Raw genomic sequence first — 24807 nt, forward strand, 5'->3', positions numbered from 1 at the left:
ATTATACTCCTGCAATATTCCTTAACAGCCTAAGGTGGAACTTTAATGGGCTAAGATCCCAAGGCGTAAATCGATTTAACTGTAACTTATCGGTATCAGATGTCGAGACGCCCCAATCTGTCGACACCGCAATATCGAACCCTAAACGATTTACAACTTTAACTGCAACATCATCATAGTCAACACCACGCTTCCCGTTTGGATAAGCGAAGCTGACCACGGGTTGCCCAAGTAATTGCTCAAGCTTGTTTTTACTGTCAGATATTTGCTGTTCTTGCTCATCTTCAGAATGAGATTTTAAAATGGGATGCATAACCGTATGCGCACCAATTTCAACCCCTTTATCAGACAAGGCCTTTATTTGCTCGAACGTCATCATCTTACATGGGTACTCTTGCGCATGATTGTCATCATATATGGCTTGAACCAGCGCGTAGCGTTCTTCGATATGCTTGTATTTCAGCAGGTTAATTACGCGCTGGATAACCGTTTTACGCTCTTCTACCCCCCCAAGTGCAACACTGGGTAACCCCAATGCCCGTAAATCTATTCTATCTCGCTGTTTATCTGCGATGAGATCGATAATACGATCATTCCACATGTTTTCCTGATGTTCGCAAAAATGCGTTGCGACAAATACGGTCGCAGGAATATCGTACTCATCAAGAATTGGCTGAGCGACAACCAAATTATCCAGATACCCATCATCAAACGTCACGCAGACTGCATTGGCTGGTAACGTACCCGCTTGCAAGTGTTTAACGGCAGCTTGAAGTGATAGCGGCGTGAAATACCGACGAAGTAACGCCATTTGCCAGCGAAAAGTTTCTGCATCGGGTTCACCATCTCGAATCGGATCAGGAGACTCAAGCACTTGATGATAAATCAATATACTGAGTTTTTGCGATGAAATAGCACTTCCTACCAAAGAAGCGGATGAATGCAAAAAGCGATTAAGCATGTTCAGACAACCAAAGTTCCAAAATAACCATAATCCAAATCAATTCACCATAATATCCTGCATGCACGTTATTATGCGCTTCAAGCGCTTGCTCAATCAATGAATCCTTAACAATACCACGGGCTTTAAACTTTTCGAGTGCTGTGGTGGCAATGTCTTTCAACGCTGCGTTTTCTTTCAACCAAACACCAAACGGCAACCCAAATCCATGCTTACTCTTATTTAATGTTTCGTCAGCCAAAAAGCCTTCGCAAGCTTTTTTATAAAAATCTCTCAGCTCAGTACCGGGAAGTTTGGTATCGGCTGGCACAGAACAACTAAATTCAACCAACTCTTTTTCAAGCATTGGATAAGCGACATCAATGCCAGCCAACTCACACATTTTTGATACTTTGACCAGATCGTTATCCGCCAGTGTAAACTTCCAATCGAGGAACAGCATTTTATCAACAATGTGCTCCCCATTACATTGCTCGTACCTTTCAACTTGCATCGCTTCGGGAAGACTATCATCAACGTTGTTGAGAAACTCATGCGTAAACATGTTTTCTGCACCGAATTGATTGATGAAGTTATAGGTTTCTAATCGCTGCGGTAGCGGAATCTCAGCTTGTCTGACGTAACTTTGTCCTTTCTTAACAACGGATAACGATGACACACCTGGAAGTGAAAGTGCTGATTTCAGCGGTGTCCGCAATGCACTCGGAATTTTATAATAATGTTCGAAAACCTTTTGCTTGGCGTAGCGTTCATTTCCTGCGAATAGTTCATCTCCACCATCACCAGCCAATAACTTGGTCACCCCATTTTCTTTGGCAAAAATTGCGCAAAAATAGGCTGCCATTGCAGACGAATTTCCGAAAGGTTCATCAAAGTATTGTGCAACTTCTACGAATTTTTTAGCTGCATCTTCTGGCTCCAAATAAAACGTGCGATGCTCTGTTGAGAAGTGTTTCGCCGTGATTTGGGCATACTCTGTTTCATCATAGGCCTCGGCTTTAAACCCTATCGAGAACGTTTTCGCGGGTTTTGCATGCTTAGCCAACATTCCTGCTACGGTTGAGCTGTCTAGACCTCCACTCAAAAACGCTCCTACATTCTCAGTTAACTCACGTTTAACGCCATCATCAATATGCGTTAAGCAGTCTTTATGGGCAGCAGAATCTGTCACTTGACTGGCAAAGTGAGGATTGAAAAGTAAGACATCTTCTATCCCCCCCTGTTTTGACACCGTAATACAGTGCCCCGGTGAAATTTTGAAGCACTCGGCGTATATGGTGCCAGGTGCTGGGATGCAATGAAAATAGAAGTAGTTATAAATGGCTTGCTTCGATACAGTCAACGTAAGAGACGGGGTTACTTTAAATGGCTTTAGAGAATCTGAAAGCCAAGTCTGCCCATTTTGTTGAGTATAAAATAATGGCATTGACCCCATGTGGTCAGAAAATACATACGTAGAACCTGACTCTACATCAGCGACAATCAAGGCAAAAAAGCCACTTAATTTAGCGTAAAACGAAGATAGACTATCACGAGTTAAAAACGAATGACTCAGGGATTCAAATGATGCTTCAGTTTTGTCTACGAACACATTGCCTTTCCAAGCAATTGCCAATTTGTCGTCCTTATCTATCTGAAACGATGACGAAAGGATAATCGCATTATCCAGTAACTTATTCTCCATTTTTCATCCCAATATCTTATTAATCTCTAAGTATTATTTGTTCGTGTTCATTTAACGAATAGCAAAAATCGCTATGGCTTTTTCCTAGCGGCTTCTACTACCTGAACAAATTCTTCAGCATGATACTGTCTTGAGTAAGCACGTATTTTCTCAGTGCTTAATGCTTGGGGCAAACCTTTTTGGCAATTTTCGATATGCGCTTGCAAGGCGGCTTCAATTTTTTTAGTGTCATCTAACGGTGCAATCGTCGCATGCCCCGTATCTCTTAACAAGCGCCCCGTATCTCCGGTTTCTGTTGTTAAGGCTAACACTGGTTTTTTGCAACGAATGTATTCGTAAGCCTTTGCAGGAATCTGATAATCGCAATTTGCCGCTTGCATGATTAGCAACCCATCTACCTCGGTCATCTCATTCAATGCATCGGTATAGGGAATGGTTGCAGCAAATTCGACTAAATCCTGAATATCTCGCTTTTCAACCCACTGCTGGAACAGTGCCTCATTCCCACTCGCTCGCAAACGCAACAAAAAGTTATCGGCATGAAGCTGGCCTTTCTCTTTAAGTTGCTGAATAGCATCAAATAGCGCCGAAGGATCGCGTTCGTTGGGATATATCAATCCGCTATGCAGTAGCACAATTTTTTGTGAAGATGCTTTATGACGCTGCTGTTCTATTTTATCTGACAATTCATTAAAGATGACTTCATCGTATCCATTCGGAACAACGTGCCAAAAGTCTTTTGGCGTATGAGGATATTTGCCCTCATAAAAGGTCTTCGCGCCTGGCGTTGTCACGATTGCAGCATGGCTATGCTTTATGAACTTTTGCTCAATCCATAAAAACCACTTTTTCCGCGAAGGCTCGGTAGGATAATTCGCTTGAGCCATCGGATCGCGTAAATCCACAATCCAAGGAATGTTAAACATTCGGCTCAAGCAATAGGCGATGATGTGGGCAGAGGCAATGGGATAAGTAGACACGATAAGTTGCGGCTTACCATGGGTGATTATGTGTTTGATTCCACTCAGTACACCACCCAAAATCCAACTCTGCCAATTATCGGGAAGCGCCATCGCACCTAGGTATTTTCCCCTAAACGAAAAATGTTTAGCAACATTACGGGCAAAAGCGCGAATAACACGAATGTTTTCAGGAATAAATCTAAGCTGAGATTCTGACCAATTCTCGTACGCTTTTAGGGTGGTGGTTAGCACAGTGACGTCCCACCCATTATTCGCCAATTCTCGCGTAAATGCTAAGGTACGATGCACACCACTACTCCCAAGAATGGGAGGATAATGATAAGCCACGTATAAAACTCGCTTAGACTGCTTTTCCATATCTGATCTATTCTTCATGCAATGTCTTATTAATGAGATATCGATCTTAGAGATATATCTATGTTTGTCTAGATATACGTTTAAAAAGCCATTGAAAATAAAAGTAAAACTTTTAATTATCTGCAAATTGGGAGGATAAATGTGTTATTTTTAACCCACCACACATACCTTTAGGTTATTTTTCAACCAAGGGTATGCGAAAAAATACCCAAATCTCTTCTTTATTCCGTATAATTGACGACGTTTTAACCCGTTCAATTCAATTTTTTAACCGGAGTATCAAATGAAGTTCTTAGTTGCCGCAGCAGTAGCTCTTTCAGAAATCTCACAGGGAGGGTGGCACGCAGTAGAAGGAACTAACAACTTTAGTGACGTTGCAATCTCAAAAGAAATGCATGATCAAATTGTAGCTGAAACCAACAGTAAAAGTTTCTGGGGTGGTTCAGGCTCACCGGGCGTTCTAACATCTTGGAATAGCGCAGCTTTTGACCGTGAAAGCAATACAATGTATTTCTATGGTGGAGGTCACTTTGACTACGGTGGTAACGAGGTTTACGCATTAAACTTGGATACTTTGACCTGGGCGCGTATCAGCGAACCTTCACCACTATTGGTGCCTGAAGCCCATTCAGCTACGCCGAGCAAAAACGTATATGTTCCTCTTGAAGGTCCATTGCCTACTCATACCTATGATGGTTTCGTATGGAACCCAATAACAAAGAGCTTTTGGACCGCTTCTCGTCATGGTTTTACCTCAGATCCAGCTCTCACTTCTCATTCTCAGCGTTCGAAAGGCGTGTGGGAGTTCACGCCATCTACGCAAAAATGGACTCACCACGATAGTGAGCAATATTTTTGGTATCCAATGTCTGAGTATATCCCTAGTCGTGAGCAGATGTTGTTCGTTGACTTTTACGACAACAAATATCACCGTGCATTTTTTTACAATGCAGACGGCTCTTCAATTAATCTAGGCAAAATCGAAGGCTTAGAGGCAACAGGGGTTTCTACGATGTTCAGTAACCCGGTTACAGGTGAGCTTTATTCTTCTCACACAGAGGGGATTTATAAACTTCATGTTACAGATGATGCTGTTACAGCAGAGTTTTTAACCGCATACCCTTCAATTGAAGAAGCCCACTATGCGAGTGACTATCGTCAAGCATCAATCAACTACAGAAACATTGATGGCAAATTTTATATCTGGAACGGTGGTGCACAAATCATTACTTGGGATCCTGTTTCAAATGAATTTGAAGTAATCTGGGATGAGTCAGACAACACACCTCTGTCAGGAAAAACAGGTAACGGTCGAATTTTTGAAAAATTCACTTATTTACCAGAACTAGACCTCTTTTTCGGTTTGGCGCACTCTGGTTCGTCTTTGAACGAGGGAGGCCTGTGGGCTTGGAAACCTCGTACTAATACACCAAACATCAACTCAGTTCGCGTTTCTGATTTGAAAGTTGATATTACTACTCAAACATCAGCGAGCTTGTTCCTTCCAATTTTAGGAGGTGACAAAAACTTCAATGCAGCAGCACAGATGCATTATAGAAAATCAGGTTCGACTGAATGGAAAAAAGGTGTTGATTTAATGCGTGTTCGTCCAGACATTACACGCAACACTAAAAACTCGACGGGCGTATCAGAATCAGGTTTCGCTGGCATGCTTACAGGCCTAGATATCTCATCAGACTATGAAGTGAAGGTCACGTTAACAGATCCTGATGGAGTATCAGGTGAAGCGACGCATATTGTTCAGGCAAGAACGCAAGCTTTACCAACACATCTAACATCGAATGTTGTACGTGTAAGTGATGCGACTCAACTGAAGCTAGCGCTTTCAGCAGCGACGCCGGGAACCACTATCGAATTGGCTCCAGGGTTGTACTCTGGTCAATTTGAATTAAACAATAGCGGTGCTGAAGGCCTGCCGATTTCTATTACAGGTTTGGTACCTCACGCCGCCATTATTGACGGTCAGAACAAAGCACACACCTTGAAAATTTCGGGCTCTCACATTCGCGTGACTAATTTGACGTTCACGAATGTAGCATCTGCAATCAAAGTCACTAACAACTCAGAAGATGTGGCAATCTATAAAAACGTAGCAAAGGACGTTGTTAGCGCTGTACACGCGAAAGGTGGTCACAAACATCTATACATCGCAGATAATGATTTCGAAGGCCGCGTTGAATTTGGCAACTTAAGCTCAGAAACATGGAACTACGAGGGTATTGTGGTCACAGGCCAAGGTATCGAAATTGCCAACAATGCAGTATCAGGATTTGGTGATGCAATTGGTCTTCACTGGGATACTAACCTATCAAACAAGGGCATTAACATTCATCATAACCTAATTAAGTGGACGGGCGATGATGGTATCGAGTTTGACTTTTCTCTGCGAAATGTCGCGGCACACCACAACATCGTTGCAAACTCAGCAAACGCGCTAAGTTTTCAACCAGTTTGGGGTGGTCCCGTATATGCTTTCCGTAACATAATGATCAACCAGGCTCGTGGTCCCATCAAAATTAAGCCTGAAAAAGATCATCCGAATGGTATGTACATTGTTCACAATACAATCATTAAAGATGACGCTGGTCGTTATGAAGATGATGGTCAGGCGTGGGGAAATACGAGTGGTCACATCAAACAGCTCTACGTATTAAACAATCTATTTGTGAGTGCACCTAGTAGTACAGCGTATACCCTTAAAAACGGCTCTAATCATATGATGACTGAAATGGATTATAACGGTTGGACCGCTAACGGTAGGTTTGCATTTAACTTAACTGCCGAGAAGTACGGTGTATCTGCTGATAACTTTGATGAATGGAAACGCTCATCACTTGGAAATAACGACATTTTAATGTCTAGCGACAATTTGTTTGCCAACTACGAAGTTAATCTAGCCTCGACCACATTCGCTGATTACAGAGAAACAGAGGGATTAGATTTATCACTATCGATGACTTCAGATGCAGTAGATGCAGGCAAAACCATTAATGGTTTAAACGACAACTTCAATGGTAACAAGCCTGATTTAGGCGCGCTAGAAGTGGGTGAAAGCATGTTCAAAGTGGGTCCTCGTGTAGAAACTCTTAACGCGACAACACCTATAGCGATTGATGATTTTGTATCAACAGAAGTGAATAGTACTGTTGAAATCAACCCTTTGGAAAATGACTTCCGTCCAAATAACAACGTAATTTCACTGGCGCAGGTTATTCCTTCAGAAAACGTAGCAGTATCAATCAACGCTGATAATGTAGTGACAATAATGCCATCTCAAAATTTCATTGGCATCACTAATGTTGAGTACGAAATTGTTGATATTGAAGGACACAATTCAATTGGTAAAATCACTTTAGAGGTAACACCTCCGAATGTTGCACCAATTGCGAACAAAGACACAATTTCTGCAACAGAAGGTCAATCACAGGTTATTCCTTTCGTAGATTTATTGGAAAACGATACGGATGCAGAGAACCATTTCATTACAGTTATTGCTGTAACTCAAGCAGCTCAGGGGCAAGTAGAGCTTTTAGACGGTGCAATTGTCTATACTCCTAGAGATGGTTTTGTCGGTCGAGACTCATTTGATTACACCATTAGTGACGTAAAAGGGGCTACTGCTAGTGCAAAGGTGGAAATTAGCGTAATTGCCGACGGCGCGCTAGTAGGAACATCAAATCGAGACACTTTTGACATCACAGATAGCCAAACGGGGCTGAGTATTTATGGTCGCTCAGGGCACGATATTATTTATGGTTCACAATTTGATGACATCATTTCTGGTGGTAGTCACGAAGACAACATGAAAGGTTACGGTGGAAACGACATTTTCTTGTACGAAGGTGACAACAATGACAATGATTGGATCGATGGTGGCGAAGGATATGACAAAATACTTGGTAATGATCAAGACAACTATATTGGCTTATACAGCGTAACAAATGTCGAAGAGATCGATGGTGGTCTAGGTTATGACATCATCATCGGTGCACGATATGCTCAACTATTCGATTTTACAAATGTACTTGTAAAGAACATTGAAATGATTGATGGCGGCGCACACGATGATACTATTTTTGGTAGCCAAGGAAACGATAATTTAAAAGGCTCTTCGGGTAATGATTACTTAGATGGCAATGGCGGCGTTGATACGGCTTGGTACGAGGGAAATGCAGCGGACTACAACATTTCTACTAATAATGGTATGACTACTGTAACGGCAAAAGTAACCAATGAAGGGGAAGATGTTTTATTTAACATTGAATTCCTTCAGTTTGCAGACACCAAAGTCACTGTGGGTGAACCTGAGCCAGAAGTTGTAGAAGGCACTAAATATCGCGACACGTTTGATGTAAGCACCTCTGAAAACGCTTATGTTATCTATGGTTTAGCAGGGCCAGATATCATTACTGGCTCAGCAAAAGATGACGTGATTGTCGGTGGAGCACATGAAGATCACATGAATGGTGGTGCGGGTAACGATACATTCAAATATGTAGGCGATAACGATAAGAACGACTGGATTGATGGTGGAGAAGGATTCGACACTATCGAAGGAAACGAGCAAAACAACCTCATTGCACTTTACAGTGTAAAGAATGTTGAGAAAATTGATGGCGGTTTAGGTTACGACGTTATCATGGGCGCTCGCTACCAACAGGTCTTTGACTTCCGTAACGTAGACGTCATCAATGTTGAACTTATCGACGGCGGCTCTCACGATGACATCATCTTCGGCAGTAAAGGCAATGATGTACTTAAAGGCTCTAACGGTAACGACCAGCTAGATGGCCATGATGGCACTGACATCGCGGTATTCGATATGAATGCAGCAGATTATGAAATCACAGTATCTGGTTCACAAGTGACAGTGAAAGCACTTAATTCATACGAAGGTACTGACACATTAACGAATGTTGAGGTATTACGCTTCGCTGATGGTGACGTGCAATTGTAATCCTCTACTCACCAAAAGTGCCATTTAAATAGATATGAGAAGCCCCTCACGAGAGGGGCTTCTTTGCTTGATAACGTATACTCGCTAGACGCTTTCGTACCTCAATGATGACAGCGGCCGATTGTGGCTAAAATCGTCTCGACTCTTTGCTCCCAAGTATTCTCTTTTGCAACCTGCTGCCTCAATTCATAAAGTGTATCTGTTTGCTTGAGATTGCGTTCTATTGCCTGTTTCCACGCATCTGGAGTAAGCGGAATATCGACAACGTGCTCGAAAGGCAACACAGCATCAATGCCCGCACTGATTGTGGGCTTACCCACTGCCAAATACTCGTGCAATTTTAACGGATAGCCAGACGCGCTCCAGTTTGAATCATCCGCCTTATAAACCATGGTGTTAATGTCCATATGCTGCATATACGCAGCGATATCGGTAACAGATTTAGCGCCTAAAAAATGTACGTTCGTAACCGACTGCAAGCGCTGATATGCATCAGACTGCCCACCTAATTGGCCTACTCCACCAATCATGACAAAGTGAATATGGGGTAATGCGTCAGCCAAATACGCTATCAACGCTAAATCAACTTTTCGATTTATTGATCCTGTATAGCCCACACGTGGGTGTGGAATGTCAGCAAGATCTTCAGGTTCCGCACAAGGGGTTGAAAATTGCGTGTAATCCACGCCATTGGGAACGAATATCACATCTCTATTTTTCATCTCTTGTAAACGCGTCTGAATAGCAGTAGATGACGCAAACACAACGTCTGCGCGAGCTAACAACGCACTCTCTTTTTGACGCATGCGCTCGTCGTACGCCCCTTGTTTAGAGAAATCGTCGTACGCATGGTAAACCAAAATGTCATGTTCAACTGTATCGACATAGTCAAGAAACATAGGATGAAAAAGGTACAATATGTGACGCTTCTTAACATTGGCTTGAGCACGCAATTTTCGAGAAAAAGAGGCGGTTGCCATTTTGTCCAACCAACCGACTTTAGGGATTCTGGTGTCACATTTTCCAGCAGTCACCACATCAACACCGTGTTGATGGGTCCAGCTGGCCGTAAATGGCCTCTTTGCAAACCCATCAGTTCTGATATCCCAACTAAACAACGGCCCCGTTGAATAGGTAACAGTATGATTTTTTGCTATGCGGCTAAAAAGCTGTTGCCTGTTCATCCAAGGCCCGTCCCATTGATTCGGAGCCAAAACGGTAAAATGCCACGACGGTGAATTCAAACGCGCATCCCCTACTTTATCTTTTGCCATACGCCTTTCAACGCTTTATGCAATGACGGGTAATCTCTTTCCAATTGTTCTGCTATCAGTGTTTTTTTCGATTTTGGATGTTTAGCAAAAAGTGACTTATCATACTTAACCGCTAACGCCTTGGCATCACAAATATCCGTTTCAGTTCGCTTGCTCACCCCTTCTATCTTCGCAGACAACGCTGAGGTATTCTTACTCCAATCAAAGTGCTGTTCGGCATACTGCCTGGCTTGCTGCTTTATCACCGAAATATCAGCCTGTTTGTCTGCATAAATTTGCATTGCTTCGGCCAAGCTATCAATGCTGACTTCACATTGAGGCCAGTAGTAACCGTCCCAACGTGACCAGAGCTTCTCAATTTTTGCGGTGTATCCGTTTACGCCTTCTGTTACAAACTCATTCATTGGGCCATTGTCGGGCACGATGATGGGAAGACCTGCCGCTCCCGCCTCTAAAATGGTAAGCCCTATGCCATCTAATCGAGACGGATACACATAAATATCACCAAGGTGATAAAGGCCTGGGGCAGATACGGTATATTCATGCACGTCAAGTTTATCTTGCGCCTTCAAGGAAGCGATCGTCTCTTTCAGCTCAGGAAAATGCTGCTCTAGCTTTACTTGTGAATGGATTATCAGCTTCACGTTGCCCGACACTTGCTTAAATGCCTTAAGCAATAAATCGGTCCCTTTGCGATAAGGGCTCATTCCAGCGGAATGAAAGTACCGAACAGGCGCTTGTTCATCTCGGTCTTCCGGTTGATATTGATAGAGATTAGTGTCTGTTCCCCATGGAATAAAAAGGCTATTTGGGTGCCATGAAAACGCACTATGATGTCGGTGAGTATTGCACACCAGAAAATCATAAACACCGAACATCGGTACGGTTTGTTCAGTGTAGTAGTCTATATAGGAACCTACCTTGATGCCCAGTTCTCTGCACAATAATACGGGCGCCCATATTTTTTGTTCGTTGAACAAAACAGTATCTATGTTGTTGGTTTCCAGCCATGCTCTGAAGTCTTCCAGATGCATGTCGGTAAAAGCGTGACTTAGAGGTTGCGCTCCCCATGTCACATAATCGTGATCCCATTTTTCATCACCAATGGCATACTCTTCGCCACCACGGGCATATATGAATACCTCATGATCTGCGGCAAGAATGTCTCTAAACTGCTTAGATACATAGGCAGCGCCTCTTTCAAACCATGTTGTCACAATTCCTATTTTCAATCTTTAAGCCCTTTTACCAATCAAACCCTAGTATCTGACGTACTTTCTTCTTAATTCCGTTAGGTATTAGCTTTCCAGCCACGGGGCCTACCGCCATGGCCGCTTTTCTCAAGCGCGGTTTAAGCGACAGTTCGAGCGCCCAAAACCATCGTGCGCCATAACGCTTGGATATGCTCACCTTGCTCGCTTGCTCATTGAGGCAGCCCAAGAGTTCCGCAAAATGCTGGCGTTGTGTATTTTGCATTAGTGCCAACTTATCATTGTTTTGAGCAAAATCTGTCGCCAGAGCCACGTTAACACCAGCAACATCGGCATTCAGATCCAGAACACGTTCCTCGAAACCTAAAGACCCAATGACCGATTTAAGCTTATTATCGTATGCAAGAGCAACAAAACGCGTTCCTGCAAGAATAGCGAATAAATTCGCATGTAAACGCATAGAAATTAGCACGTCCAAGTTCGCAACTGTTGAAAGGGAGCTATCAAAATGCTGCTCATCCGACAGTGCTATGTCATCTGCAAACTCCGCCTTCAAACCCGCGTAAAGCGCTAAATCTTTCTTCTCGTAAGCCATAAAGAGAACCTGATAACCGCTGTTAACTAACGCCTTTGTCAGTTCTTTAGCCTGCGTTAAGCCAAAGCCTTTCCATTCTCTCAAACACAGACCGGCCCACTTTTTATTAGTCTCGGCAGCTGCCACTTGCCCAGACTTGGAAATACGATCAACAAGAAGAATAGAATCGAAGCCAACATGCAAATGAGGGACATTTACTTTGAGTGTATCTTCAATGTATTGCTTGGAGAAGGTATCTCTTACAAACACGCGATCGTTATGGTCCATAAACATCTGCAATAGTGCTTTGCCTTGCGCAGACTTGATTGGGCCAGCTCCCAATCCAAATGCAAGAACATGTTTGCCCATACGCTTTGCTTGAGTAGCAAAATACGTACAATGGCGCATCAGATTGGTACTGTGCACATCTTGTAACAACCCGCCACCCGCGAACACAACACAATCAGTATCTTTTATTGCGTTTAGCAATGCCTGATGGCCACGACTATCAAGGCCTTTTCCAGGATAGAATGCCTGAATGTAGGAAAACGCCGAACCAATATACTCTTGGCTTAACGGCACTTGCCCACTGGCAATGGTAACGTCAAACTCGTATTGCTCTTTTAGGACGTTGGCCACAACAGCGACAATGGCCTCATCGCCGACATTAATGCCACCCACATACCCAACAACGATGGCTTTTTTTCCCTTGGGAATTGACAAGTTGGTGGTTAATTTTGAAGCCATGGCCTCTCTTCCTATTCCAATACAGTAACAGCGGTCAGAGTGTTAAGGTAATCTGACAATGTAAAATTTCATGATATTCGGCGCTATGTTGGGCGCACTCTAAGCATACCTTTATGGATGAGTCTATTAACGGGATGCTCATTCGCTGCTCCCAAATAAAACAGTATTGTCGCCAAACCATAAACACAGACCCCGATTGCCACTTTGGCTAGCAAGATCAACAAGATAGTTTGATTAAACCACGTATACAAATGTGCCGACAGACCCTCAATCGCAAAATACATTCCCAATGCTGCAAACACAGGAAAAGCAAATATTCTCAAGATTGTACTTACACCAAACCCCACCACATAAGCACAAATAACATAACTCACTGGTGTTGTAACTAACGCAACAAGACAAACCGCTTTTGCTGCACCCACGGCGCCTTCTTTATCGACATAATAAAGTAGCACCGGCACGATTAGGCACAATCTAAAAATTGAAATAAACACAGGTAATTGAGGTCGACCCATGGCGACAAAAACACTGCCTATATTCTGCACGGCACAACGGCTAAACCCGTAAAGAGCTAGCAACGCGATAATAGGAATTGCTGGCAGCCATTTATCACCTAACAAAACAGGAACTGCTTCAGGTGCAATAGCATAAATACCCAAACTGATGGGAGCGGTTAAAAACACTACGACACTCGTAAAATCGGTGAACATAGTAGTAAGCGCTTGTCTGTCGTTTTTCACTTTTGAATAACCAGGAAAAATGGCTCTACTGAGTGGAAACACCAACTCCGTTGTAGGAAGATTCGATATTTCATAACCGACGCTATAAAACCCGAGCTCTCTGGGGTTAGTCCGATTACCGATAATCAAATCTGTAATCTTATGATTGAAGAATATCAGTAAGTTATTCAGTAACAGCCACTTAGAAAAACTAAATAAACTACGCCATTCATCCAAACAGAAAGCAGGACGATAATGGTGCATCAAGTAACTGAATCCAACCCGGCACAAGGTATTGGTGATCATGCCGGCCACCAACGCCCAATAAGAACGCGTGAAGTAAGCAACAGCAATAGTAACAGTAAAAGAAAATAGTTTTGAGAAGACTTCCAACCTAAATTCTTTTTGCAGATCTAATTCTTTGCGAAACAGAACAAAGCCAATATTCTCAGCACTTCTAATTAAGGGAATAATCGCCACCACACACACCAGTAGCACTAATCGATCATCATTGAAAAAAGAGGCAATAAATCCAGAGCTCAACAACAAGCAAACAGCGACACCTAACCCTGCGATAAGCTTGCATGTCCACGCTGAGTTGAGTGTTTTGTTGGTAACGTCATCTCGTTGAATAATATTTACATCGAAACTGAAATTAACAAATATTTCAAAAAAAGCGACCATCATCATAGTGACAGCCATTAAGCCGAAATCTTCTGGAAATAGCAGTCGTGCTAGAATGAGGGTGCTAATAAACCCTAATCCTTTAATCGCTACACGAGTCAACACTGACCACATAGCGCCAATAGCAATCTTTTTATTTAGGCTCACACGCTAGCCTTTTTACTAGGTGATGGCGTTGTGGTGGTATCATGTTCCGCTTCCTGCTCGGCTTTTTGTTTTAGAACATTTAGTACATGCATGTTCACCAGAATCATAATCACCATTAAATGGTAAGGCATGTTCCAATACGCCAAGCCAAGAAACGCACCACCACTCATGTAGGCCATCTGGCTAACCTGAATCATTCTGGATAAAGTTGCACACCACTCTAAATCAGCATGCTCTTTCGACAATTTAATATTGCGCTTTGCCAATGACCAATTGCCATACAACATCATCAAAAACATGATGAGTCCGGGATACCCCATTTCACCCAGCACCTCAAAGTAAATACTGTGCGCGTCATGAATAGCTAGTGGATTGGGCGCATACAACGCAAAGGATGTTGGCCCCCAATGGCCAAATCCTCCCCCAGTGATACGATCATTCGCGACATTGAACGCCAACCACCATGAATTGATTCGGCCCATGGCTGATGCATCTTCCTCGTAAGTTTTAATCGTATCCATGCGCTCATACCAATGGCTTGGAATAAACGGAATCGCACTTAAACACAGCACCATCCCCAGCGCAGCTAACGGAAGTTTATACTTACTCTTCGTCCATAAGAAAAAGCTTGTCACTATCAGTGCTAAAAAAGCGCCGCGAGAATAACTGGCAACAACACTAATAAAACACAGTAAAATGGAAAGGATAAGGGCGCGCTTAATCCATTTGTTACTCGCCTGCATAAACATAAAAAACAACAAAGGAATGGTCATTAATAACGCCACAGCTAGCTCGTTGTTACCTTCAATAAATGAATCAGGTGGCCCCCAAACGCGGAAGTTTCCCCCGGTTAATGCTGTGAAAATTCCACCTTTAATGCCATAAAAAGCCGTGGAAAGTGTTATCACTAGCACCATCAGCTTAATTTTTCGCTCTCCTTGCATCAAAAATAACAGCAGTGTGATGCCCAACTGAATTTTGGTAAATCTTACCAGCTCATTAGTCGCCCATTGGGGCTCAAGTGCTGCCAAGGTACATACAGCGCCCCATGCAAGGAAGATCAGCATCATGATATTTAAGAAATAGGTCGGATACTTGTTTTTGTCCCGCATAAACAAAAACGATAAAAACGTAATGCCAAACGCAGCTGCATAAAGTGGAAGAGAATACGAAATACTCCATGGTGCCAAGCGGTGAGGATTCATATAAGTCAACCACAGCATCAACAGCGCACCAATATACGGCTTTTTTAAGGCCTTGGTGAGAAAGAAGCCCATCACCGAGACAATAAACAGGTCTCTAAACATTACGCTTGTAATCCCCTATTCTGTTCAGTATTGTCGATTCAATCACCAACATGGCTTAGCGTTGAATGCAACCGTTCGCTAGTTCAACAATTTTTGCTGCGTTTTCATCCCACGTGAGCTTTTTGTCAAAAATTGACTGCTTCGCCTGTTTAGCTAATCGAGTCCGAAGTGCATCATCAGTAGCAAGGGTTTGGCAGGCTTGAACAAAACTCGACATATCTTTGGGATCAAACAACAATGCGTTCTCCTGATGGGTCAGAAGCTCTCTAATATTAGGGCTGTCGGGCGCAACGATGGCTTTTGCTGTTGCCATGTACTCCAGCATTTTTAGCGGCGACGCATACGCTACAACGGCGGGTTGCAAGGCAATATCAATCGGCGTTAACCACGCTGGCATGTCATCTCTATTTACCAACCCCGTTATGTAGATGCGGTCTTCTATGCCTGCTTGCTTTGCCGTATCTTTAATTGACGCCACCGCAGGTCCATCACCAATCAACAAGAAAAACAACGACTCATTGCCCGGTAACGCCAACAATTCAACAATTTTATCCAGACCATGCCATTCGCGGCAGAACCCCACAAAGCCTACAACGATTTTGTCTGACGTATCAACGGGTAGCGGATTGTCATATTGTTTGTCGATGAATGCTTCCGTATTAATACCATTGGGGATAACACAAATTCGAGACTCTGGCACGCCTTCAGCTCGAATATGATCAGCTAGCACGTCGGTCACGGGCAGCACTTTATCAGCATTTCGCCACACGTAACGCTCGCTCCACTTCGCCAATTTTTTTAGCGAAATACCATCGTATTTTCCCCGCTCCTCGAATAATGGCGCATTCACTTCAGATAACAGCGGGATCTTAAACCACTTTTTGGCCCAAATTCCGGCCGGGCAAAACAGATTGTAGCGTTCATAGATGAAGTCTGGTTTATGGCTTTTAATTGCTTTTGCCAGCTTTAAAAATGCCCAAATGCTGTATGCTAATTCAATCACTTCATAAAGTGCTTTCGGTAACAACTGTTTGAGCTTAGACACAACACCGCCATCTCCACCAAACTCTTGTTGCTCTCCCATACTAGGAGCCACGAGCACTATGTCATGCCCTGCTTTTTTTAGCGATTTGTTTATCTCTTCAATATGTACGTATTGACCATCTTTAGAGGCGATACGGTGATGATACAAAATTTTCATCAATAAGCTCTCAGTGTCTTTCCCTGCCACGGTCGCGATGATTTATCGACCGAGGTAAATAAACTATGTATTTTTGCCAACCAAGCGAGTAAAAATATCGTACTGCCCTTTTGACGTATCATACCAATCAAATCCTTCAGCATAAGCACGCGTGTCTGCGCGAGAAGGAGGGCTGGCAGTTAGCTGGTTAATGCCTTGAACAAGGGCGCCGACGTTACGTTCTACTAAAACGCCAGCTTCAGGCTTTGCAACAACTTCAGGGGTTCCCCATAAATTAGTCGCCACTACGGCGGTTCCACACGCCATCGCTTCTAACAACACGTTCGCCCAACCTTCGCGGCTAGATGCCAAGACCAGCGTATCTGCGGCCTGATACAGCACTTTTAACTCGTCTTGCGATAATGCGCCTGCAAAGGTCACTCTAGATGCTAAACCTGCTTCTTCAACTTGCTTCTGCAACGCGCCCCTATCTGGCCCGTCACCAGCGATCACCAAGTGACAATCAGGTAAAGACTTCATCGCATCTATAACAAGATAATGCCCTTTTCGCTCTACCAAATGCCCAACACTTACAATGAGCTTTTTATTGTTTGGTACCCGCCATTGCTGCTGTTTCAATATTTGCTGTTCGCGTTCGTTTGTCGGTGTAAAAAAGCCTAAATCTACGCCATTTCTTAGAGCAAATGCTTTATCACCGACACGAGCAAAACTGAGCAATGACGTCTTTAACGCTTCACATACCGTAATACACGCTCCTGCCAGCTCAGCCACTCGCGTAATCTTTTCACGCGCCTTTGGCTGCTGAGGAATCAAATTGATATCAGTGCCTCGCGCTGTGCAGGTGAATGGCTTGCTTAATGACTGGGCAACACCGGCAATCGCTACGCCGTCAGGAAAAAAATAGTGCCCATCAATTAGCTCGAAATCATAGCCTTGCTTGATTAGCTTTCGCGCTTGCTTTTCAATGCTGCGGCGCATGAAATAAGGCGTAAGGTGCATCCCAATTTTTGGAATCACCAGATAACGAGGATGATACACATCCAAACCATCACGCTTTTCATGGGCGGGTACACCTGCAAACTTGGCATATTGGGCAAAAGGCCCCCAATTCAGCTTAATGGGAAACCACGGCACTGGCGCTATTACTTTCGCTTCTACATCGGGAAAATGTTTGAGCAAGTGCGTCAATCGATTACGAACAAAAATACCGTGCTTGGGCTCGTTAGCATTTGGATACAGCGAGCTAACCGTTAAAATCTTCACATCAACCCTTACTGTGTGCGTTGCAAGAAAGATTCAAACATCATCAATGCCCAAAGCATCTGATCGTTATTCTGCGTGCCGTTAATGTGGCCTTCGACCATACTTTTCAGTTCATTCCCGTCAAAGATGCCAGAGTCAATCATCTTACCGTGCAGTACACGCTGACGTAGCTTATCTTTCAACGGCCCTCGGAACCAATTGCCCAGGGGCACACCAAAGCCCATTTTGTCGCGATACAACACGTCATGCGGTAAACGCGATTCCAACGAACGCTTAAATATCGCTTTCCCGTTCGCCCCTTCCAGTTTGTATTTACTTGGTATTTTGTTAGACCACTGTAAAAATTCATGGTCAATCAGAGGAACACGCACTTCTAAGCTATGAGCCATACTGGCGCGGTCAACCTTCGTTAAAATATCACCAGGCAAATAGGTTTTCATGTCTAAGAACTGAATCAACGATAAGGCATCATCTCCATCGAAATCATTCGCATGGCGTTTGAACACTTCTAACGCGTGATATCCACCCAGTTCTTGCTTAAACGCATCAGAAAACAATTTCTGTCTTCTTGCATCAGGCACAAAAGACATCGTGTGTAAATACGCCGCCAACGCGTCACGCTGAAGGGCTTGGAAGGTAGATTTTGCACGTAAGAATTTAGGTGCCCAATCTAACTTCGGATAGTAATCACCTAAGAAGTTAAACACGGGTTGTCTGATACCTTTTGGCACCATAGAGCGCACGCGATCTTCCAACATGTGCCACTTATGGCGACGATATCCCGCAAAGACTTCATCTCCACCATCGCCCGATAAACATACGGTTACACGCTTTCTCGCAAGCTCACAAACGCGATATGTTGGAATCGCTGAACTATCCGCATAAGGTTCATCATAAAGTGCTGAGAGCTTGTCAATTAAGTCAAAGTCATTCGCGCTAACCACCTCTACTTGGTGATCAGTTTTATAGCGATCGACCACGAGCTCTGCAAACTCAGTTTCGTTAAAGTTTTTAACGTCAAATCCGATTGAGCAGGTATTCACTGCACGATCTTTCTGAATTTCAGCCATCATAGCTACGATCGCGCTAGAGTCGACACCGCCAGACAAGAACGCACCCAGTGGCACTTCTGCGATAAGACGCAGATCGACAGCTTCTTTTAGCCGGTGAATCAACTCTTCTTGAATCGACTCTTCAGATTGATTAAGTGTGTCGGCAAAACTGGCTTGCCAATATTGGCGAAGTTGTGGCGCTTTGTCGCCAACACGAATTGTCAGGGTATAGCCAGGCTCTAGCTTTTTCACCTGCGAATAGATGGTGCGTGGCTCTGGAATATATCCGAATGCAAAATAATCCTCTACCGCGAGCTTATCCATGTCACGACGTAGCTCAGGATGCTTTTCGAGTACTTTTAACTCAGAACCCCATATTAACTGGCCATTTTCAAGCATGGCGTAATAAAGCGGCTTAATGCCTAGACGATCACGTGCGATGAATAGGGTTTGCTTTTCAAAATCCCAAATAGCAAAGGCAAACATTCCACGCAGTCGCTCGACACTTTTTTCACCCCACGCACAATAGGCTTGTAAGATAACTTCGGTATCAGAGTGAGTATGAAAAGTGAAGCCAAGTTCAATCAGTTCTTCGCGCAAGCTGCGGTAATTATACACCTCGCCATTAAAAATAATCGCGGCGGTGCGTTGATCATTAATTAGAGGTTGCTGCCCAGTTGAAATATCTATGATAGAAAGGCGACGATGAGCGAGGCCTATTTTTTCGTCAATGAAGATGCTGCCCTCATCCGGACCACGATGAAATTGAATTTGATTCATTTCATGTAACACCGCCTCAATCGGCGGTGCACTTCCATTTACATCCAGAATGCCTGCGATACCACACATATATTACTATTCCTACTATGCTTATGCTTGCTTTGAGCGGTAAAGGTCGTCATATGCGCCAACCATTGCCGTTAAGCTAAATTTTTCTTCAACACGTGCTCGCGCCGCTTGTCCCATCTTATTTACTAGAGAGGGAGAAACGACTAATTCCCGCATTCTATCACTTAAATCTTCAGGTGTATCAACGCCAACTAAATACCCTGTTACGTTTTCATCCACCAACTCTGGATTGCCACCAACGTTCGTGGCAATCACCGGTAAACCGCTTGCCATTGCTTCAAGAATCGTATTAGAAATTCCTTCAGCAAGTGACGGCAATACAAACACGTCAAACGCTTTCATAAGGTCGGGAACGTCTGCCCGGTCGCCCGCCAGCCATACATACTGCTCTAATTTATTTTCTTGAATATAGGCTTCGAGTTTATTTCGTTGGCTGCCATCACCGACAATATGAAGTTTCACCCTATCGCTCTCAGCGGCGCTGTCTTGAGGTTGCGCTGATAATGACTGGATCAAGTGCGCAAACCCTTGAAGTAGGTAAATATGATTTTTCACCTCTTCTAATCTGCCCACACAGCCAAATACAATCTGTTCAGATGCAGTTTGTTTTGGCATGAATTTTCGGTCATCTACGCCGTTACAGATATGGTTAATTCTTGATGACGCGATTCCAATGACATCACGTAAATAGTCTTTTGCCTCTTTAGACAGCGCAACGTACTGGTGCGTAAAACGAGACATCAAGCGACGTAATCGTTGATAGCGCACATTAGAACCATGCATATCATTGACGTCCCAACCATGTTCACCATGAATACGAAGCGGAATCCTACGCCACCACCCAACAAGCTGCATCTCAAGTGATGCGGTGTTACGGGTATGCAGCACGTCAGGTTTTTCCTGCTTTAGAATGCGATTGAGCTTCCCGAACACTGAAAAATCATGACCGTCTTGCTTGTCTAAATCATAAAACGTCACATTTTGAGTGTGAATACGCTGAATAAATTCACTACAGTGGCCTTTCATGGTCACAATCACGTGCTGATAATGATCTTCAGGCAGACCATTGATCAGGTTTACCATCCCATTTTCTAAGCCACCAATTGAGAACCGGTGAACAACGTGCAGCACTTTGATCATCACTACTCTTCCAAATATTGTGCTAAATCGCTGTTAAAGAACGTGTTCAATGCCTGTGTCATGTTTTCATCTCGCTCACCTTCACGAGAGACAATTAATGCATATCCCGCCTGTGGAATACCAAACAGGGCCTGCACCGCCTGGTATAATTTCACCTTCATCGAAGAGGGTGAGGTTATCCCCTCAGTCACAAAGGTATAGGCCAAGATTCGCGAGTCTCCGGCAAAATTAGTGAGCTCAAGCACACGATAGTTAGCTTCATTGTGACTATTAACAATTGACCACTTGGTAAAGTTGTACAACTTATTCTCTGCGTTGATCAGTTCTTGTCCCTGCACGTTGCGATCGTAATATGCAATGTACACATCGAAATTCTGTGCTCTCCCTAAAAACGTTTTTGACGGGTTTTGAAATAGAGGAAGCCAGCTTTCATTCGAGACTTCAATTGAGGTATCAACAAGTTGTCCAGGTGAATACGTAATATCACTGACCACATCTGACATTACGCGAGCGTAAGAAAACGTCGCCATCGCCATCAATGAAAGACTGCCTAACGTAACTAAAGATAATTTAGGGGCACGTAATTCGCGCGAAGCAGTAACCTCAGCTTTATAAACGCGAGCGGGTTCAGCCCAAATATTACCCACAGAAAACATGATGAAAATTACAACACCAAAGAACAGCCAACCATAAATTAAATGATCGACCCCAGTGGCGTATTTCATATCAGATAAATGGGCAATCATTACGATGCCGTATGCACGAATCCCATTCGCCAATAAAGGCAGTAAAATAGAAAAAATAACAAAAACAACACGTTTCGTTTTTGACTGGTAAGTAATATATGCGTATAGCGTGCCCAGTGTAAACGAGGCAATTAAATAGCGAATGCCCGAACACGCTACAGCAACTTCAAATAAGCCGCCAGGGATCGCAATGTAAAGCCCTTCTCGATAGACAGGAATCCCTGTTAATTGCAGTGACCACACGGTAATGTCTGCAGTCAATTCCTGAAGATGAGGAATTAAAAACTCACCAACTGGCACGCTGAACATCCAAAATGCCAGTGCAAATGCCATTAAGCGTGCCACTTGATTTCCTAATACGCACCAAATCATAAAGGGCAACATGACAAACGTAGCCAGTTGTTCAAGTACCAAAATGCCCGCTAAATGACCAAACGTCCAGACGATAAGCGTCCCTAAGACAGGCAGCAAAAGCCAGTAATTTGGCTTGATATACGCGCTTTTTAACAAGGGCCATTTCTGTCTTATGAGATACAAACAGATTGGCAGAATAATAAAGCAGTGTGCAAAGGTTTCTGATCGATTCCAGATTGCAACGGTTGAGGCAATTGACGAATAAAACAGTGCCCCCCAAACGAGGAAAGTTCCTAATAACATTCTGAAAACGTGATTATTCAACATCCTTTATGCCCTATTAAAATAGTGGTCTAGTTGTTCTAGTGTGTTATGCCATTGAAAGGTATCTAAAATCCAATCACGACTACTTTGTGCTGTCTGCTGAGTATCAATGTATGCAGTAACTTGCTGCGCAAACCGTGTTGGTTCGTCCTCAACAATCGCATGCGGAGTATCTGCGCCTATACCTTCCATAGCCATCGAGGTAGCAACTACGGGCTTGGCCATGGCCATTGCCTCAAGGACTTTGTTTTGAATACCTCTCGCAATTTGCAGCGGCGCAACAATAACATTTGCCTCAGCGATGTAAGGTCTGACATCTTTCACTCTGCCAGTAACAACAATGCCATTTTTTCCATCTAACGCTAATATCTGCGCAGTAGGATTGCCTCCCACAACGTAAAATGTTGCTTGAGGCTGTTTTTCTCTCACCTTTGGCCAAACATGTTCCACAAACCATAATACTGCATCGACATTAGCCCAATAGTCCATTGCGCCAGTGAATGCGACATTAATGGCTTCATTGACCTCTTCATCAAAGCTGGCTGTAGGATCAAAAAATGCAGAATCGACGCCATTCAGCATGCCAGATACTCGATTACGCAGCGTTTCTGGAAGCTGTTGCTTAAATAAATCCGCTTCTTGTGGTGACACAAACAACGCATGCTCTACAAATGCAGTGACTGTATTTTCAAATTTTTGCAACGTTTTATGCTCACGCGCATAAACCCATTTAGCCAGTCCTTGCTTTCCCTCAGCATACTGACGCCATTTGTCAGAATCAACATCAACAAAGTCCACCACCACATGCGCGTTTTTTGCATGCGAAGTGACAAATTGTGCCATCACGGAGGAATAAATAAATATGTTATCGATATTCTGTGCAGCTATGGTTTTATTTACCCATTGCTGCATTTTTCTGCTGCCATAGTAAGGCACAGAAATCGCCTCACCCGTTAAAAAAGCAGCGGTGCCCTTTACTTTGCACAGCAGTTTATTTTGATTTAACAAAAACACATCTTTGCAATAGGCATTCAGTTTAGAGGCATACTGCCAATCATAGGGATCGTCAACGAACGCGCCCAAATATATGTCAAACTGCTCACTTAACTTTTTTAGAATATTAAACGAACGGATTTTATCGCCTTTATTCGGCGGAAAAGGAATACGATGACACAAATATAACAACGGCGTTTTTTTCATCTCATCACCCTAAATATTTCGACACGAATGGGCCAATTGCTCGACTCATCCAAACAGGAAGCTTTTTCCATGTATTAATAAGCAACTGATATTTAGGATTGTTAGGGCTCAAATTAGGCAGAGCATCACCTTTAATTAAGCAAAACTGATAATGCAATGGCACGGGCTCCATTCCCCAAGAACGTTTATAAGCATACGCACCAGAGTCATCCTTACTTCGGCCAAAATCAAAATGATCAGCATCACGATTCGCTTTTGCGTGGCACATCAACTGATAGTACATGTAGTCATTGCTTTTCAGGGCTCTTGCGCCGAATGTGCCGCCGCCATAGTAAGGAAGCACTTCACCTTTGTAGTAAAAACTTAGCACCGACGAATAAGGGGCTCCCTCTTTCTCTACGGTCAGTACTTCACAACGGTCTTTGAAGGTTTCTTTTAGTGCGCGAAAATACGCCTTAGGAAATACCGGTGTCCCTAGATTGCGCACACTCTCTGAATATATGTCGTAAGCAGTATCTACATCTTGGTCAACGCGATAGGTCAAATCGTTTTTCAACGAATGTCGAATCACAGCACGTTGTTTTTTCTTCACCGTGGCAAGGATTTTTTCATCATCTTCACCTAGAGGAATACCAAAACTTGAATGCGCACATTTCTCGGTCAACTTTGGATTATTTCTGGCTTGACGATAGCGCAGCTCAAGATAATCCACACCTAATGTATGCCCTAGTGCAATCGCAGCATCTTCTAAGCAGGTCATGACGGCTTCATCGGCGCTGGCCACACCACCATAAACACAAAACGGTGTTGAAATAAGTGAATGACCAAACAATTTACTTTGCTGCTCTACCAGTGGCAAAACGCCCGTAATTTCGCCGTTTTGCTCTACGTACAAATAGTGTGCTTTGTGACGATATACTGACTCAACGATAAGCTTCCAGCCAGATAGATGAAAAAAAGAACCCTGCTCACACCCATCAACAAACGCGTCCCATCGCTGTAGTTCGCTTTCGCTATCACCTAAGGTGCGTACTTCCATTTGTCCCTGCATG

General features: G+C 43.5%; 16 protein-coding genes. 1 reads left to right on the top strand and 15 read right to left on the bottom strand.

Features of this window, described 5'->3' with window-relative positions; translation table 11 throughout:
• Window position 1: 1 nt before the first annotated feature.
• The 3 genes from OE749_RS15160 to OE749_RS15170 form a co-directional block, all read right to left on the bottom strand.
• On the bottom strand, window positions 2-961 hold the full coding sequence (locus OE749_RS15160) for a polysaccharide deacetylase family protein (RefSeq protein WP_263713322.1): 960 nt from the start codon (window positions 959-961) through the stop codon (window positions 2-4).
• Window positions 954-2645: an asparagine synthase gene (locus OE749_RS15165; protein ID WP_263713323.1), complete on the bottom strand. Its 1692-nt coding sequence runs from the start codon at window positions 2643-2645 to the stop codon at window positions 954-956. Before OE749_RS15165 ends, OE749_RS15160 begins: the two co-directional genes overlap by 8 nt.
• Window positions 2646-2716: 71 nt before the next feature.
• Window positions 2717-4003 carry a glycosyltransferase gene (locus tag OE749_RS15170; protein WP_263713324.1) on the bottom strand — a complete coding sequence of 429 codons (1287 nt, stop codon included), beginning with the start codon at window positions 4001-4003 and terminating at the stop codon, window positions 2717-2719.
• A 265-nt stretch (window positions 4004-4268) separates the two neighbouring features.
• Between OE749_RS15170 and OE749_RS15175 the strand changes: the two genes are divergently transcribed.
• On the top strand, window positions 4269-8963 hold the full coding sequence (locus tag OE749_RS15175; RefSeq protein WP_263713325.1) for an Ig-like domain-containing protein: 4695 nt from the start codon (window positions 4269-4271) through the stop codon (window positions 8961-8963).
• 101 nt (window positions 8964-9064) lie between these two features.
• Here the strand turns inward: OE749_RS15175 and OE749_RS15180 are convergent, their stop codons facing one another.
• The 12 genes from OE749_RS15180 to OE749_RS15235 all read right to left on the bottom strand — a co-directional run bounded on the left by OE749_RS15180 (window position 9065) and on the right by OE749_RS15235 (window position 24806).
• Window positions 9065-10237, bottom strand: a complete 1173-nt coding sequence (locus OE749_RS15180) for a glycosyltransferase (protein WP_263713326.1) — start codon at window positions 10235-10237, stop codon at window positions 9065-9067.
• Window positions 10219-11469 carry a glycosyltransferase family 4 protein gene (locus OE749_RS15185; protein ID WP_263713327.1) on the bottom strand — a complete coding sequence of 417 codons (1251 nt, stop codon included), beginning with the start codon at window positions 11467-11469 and terminating at the stop codon, window positions 10219-10221. The genes OE749_RS15180 and OE749_RS15185 overlap by 19 nt, the downstream gene beginning before the upstream one ends.
• A gap of 13 nt (window positions 11470-11482) precedes the next feature.
• The gene (locus tag OE749_RS15190; protein ID WP_263713328.1) at window positions 11483-12769 is read right to left on the bottom strand and encodes a polysaccharide pyruvyl transferase family protein; all 1287 of its coding nucleotides are present in this window, start codon (window positions 12767-12769) and stop codon (window positions 11483-11485) included.
• 83 nt (window positions 12770-12852) lie between these two features.
• On the bottom strand, window positions 12853-14319 hold the full coding sequence (locus tag OE749_RS15195; RefSeq protein ID WP_263713329.1) for a lipopolysaccharide biosynthesis protein: 1467 nt from the start codon (window positions 14317-14319) through the stop codon (window positions 12853-12855).
• A complete protein-coding gene (locus tag OE749_RS15200; RefSeq protein WP_263713330.1) occupies window positions 14316-15626 on the bottom strand; it encodes a putative O-glycosylation ligase, exosortase A system-associated in 1311 nt (436 codons plus the stop codon). The genes OE749_RS15195 and OE749_RS15200 overlap by 4 nt, the downstream gene beginning before the upstream one ends.
• A 55-nt stretch (window positions 15627-15681) precedes the next feature.
• Window positions 15682-16827 (bottom strand): glycosyltransferase family 4 protein, encoded by a 1146-nt coding sequence (locus OE749_RS15205; RefSeq protein WP_263713331.1) that lies wholly within the window; start codon window positions 16825-16827, stop codon window positions 15682-15684.
• Between the two features lie 63 nt (window positions 16828-16890).
• Window positions 16891-18090 (bottom strand): glycosyltransferase family 4 protein, encoded by a 1200-nt coding sequence (locus OE749_RS15210; RefSeq protein WP_263713332.1) that lies wholly within the window; start codon window positions 18088-18090, stop codon window positions 16891-16893.
• Window positions 18091-18098: 8 nt separating this feature from the next.
• Window positions 18099-19991 carry an XrtA/PEP-CTERM system amidotransferase gene (locus OE749_RS15215; protein WP_263713333.1) on the bottom strand — a complete coding sequence of 631 codons (1893 nt, stop codon included), beginning with the start codon at window positions 19989-19991 and terminating at the stop codon, window positions 18099-18101.
• Between the two features lie 21 nt (window positions 19992-20012).
• Entirely contained in the window at window positions 20013-21131 is a 1119-nt protein-coding gene (locus OE749_RS15220; RefSeq protein ID WP_263713334.1) for a TIGR03088 family PEP-CTERM/XrtA system glycosyltransferase, read from the bottom strand.
• A gap of 2 nt (window positions 21132-21133) precedes the next feature.
• Entirely contained in the window at window positions 21134-22558 is a 1425-nt protein-coding gene (gene xrtA, locus OE749_RS15225) for an exosortase A (RefSeq protein WP_263713335.1), read from the bottom strand.
• Between the two features lie 3 nt (window positions 22559-22561).
• Window positions 22562-23755, bottom strand: coding sequence for a TIGR03087 family PEP-CTERM/XrtA system glycosyltransferase (locus OE749_RS15230; protein ID WP_263713336.1), 1194 nt, complete (start codon window positions 23753-23755; stop codon window positions 22562-22564).
• A gap of 4 nt (window positions 23756-23759) precedes the next feature.
• Window positions 23760-24806 (bottom strand): FemAB family XrtA/PEP-CTERM system-associated protein, encoded by a 1047-nt coding sequence (locus tag OE749_RS15235; protein WP_263713337.1) that lies wholly within the window; start codon window positions 24804-24806, stop codon window positions 23760-23762.
• Between the last annotated feature and the right edge of the window lies 1 nt (window position 24807).

It is taken from the genome of Fluctibacter corallii (assembly GCF_025751585.1).
Classification (GTDB): domain Bacteria; phylum Pseudomonadota; class Gammaproteobacteria; order Enterobacterales; family Alteromonadaceae; genus Fluctibacter_A; species Fluctibacter_A corallii.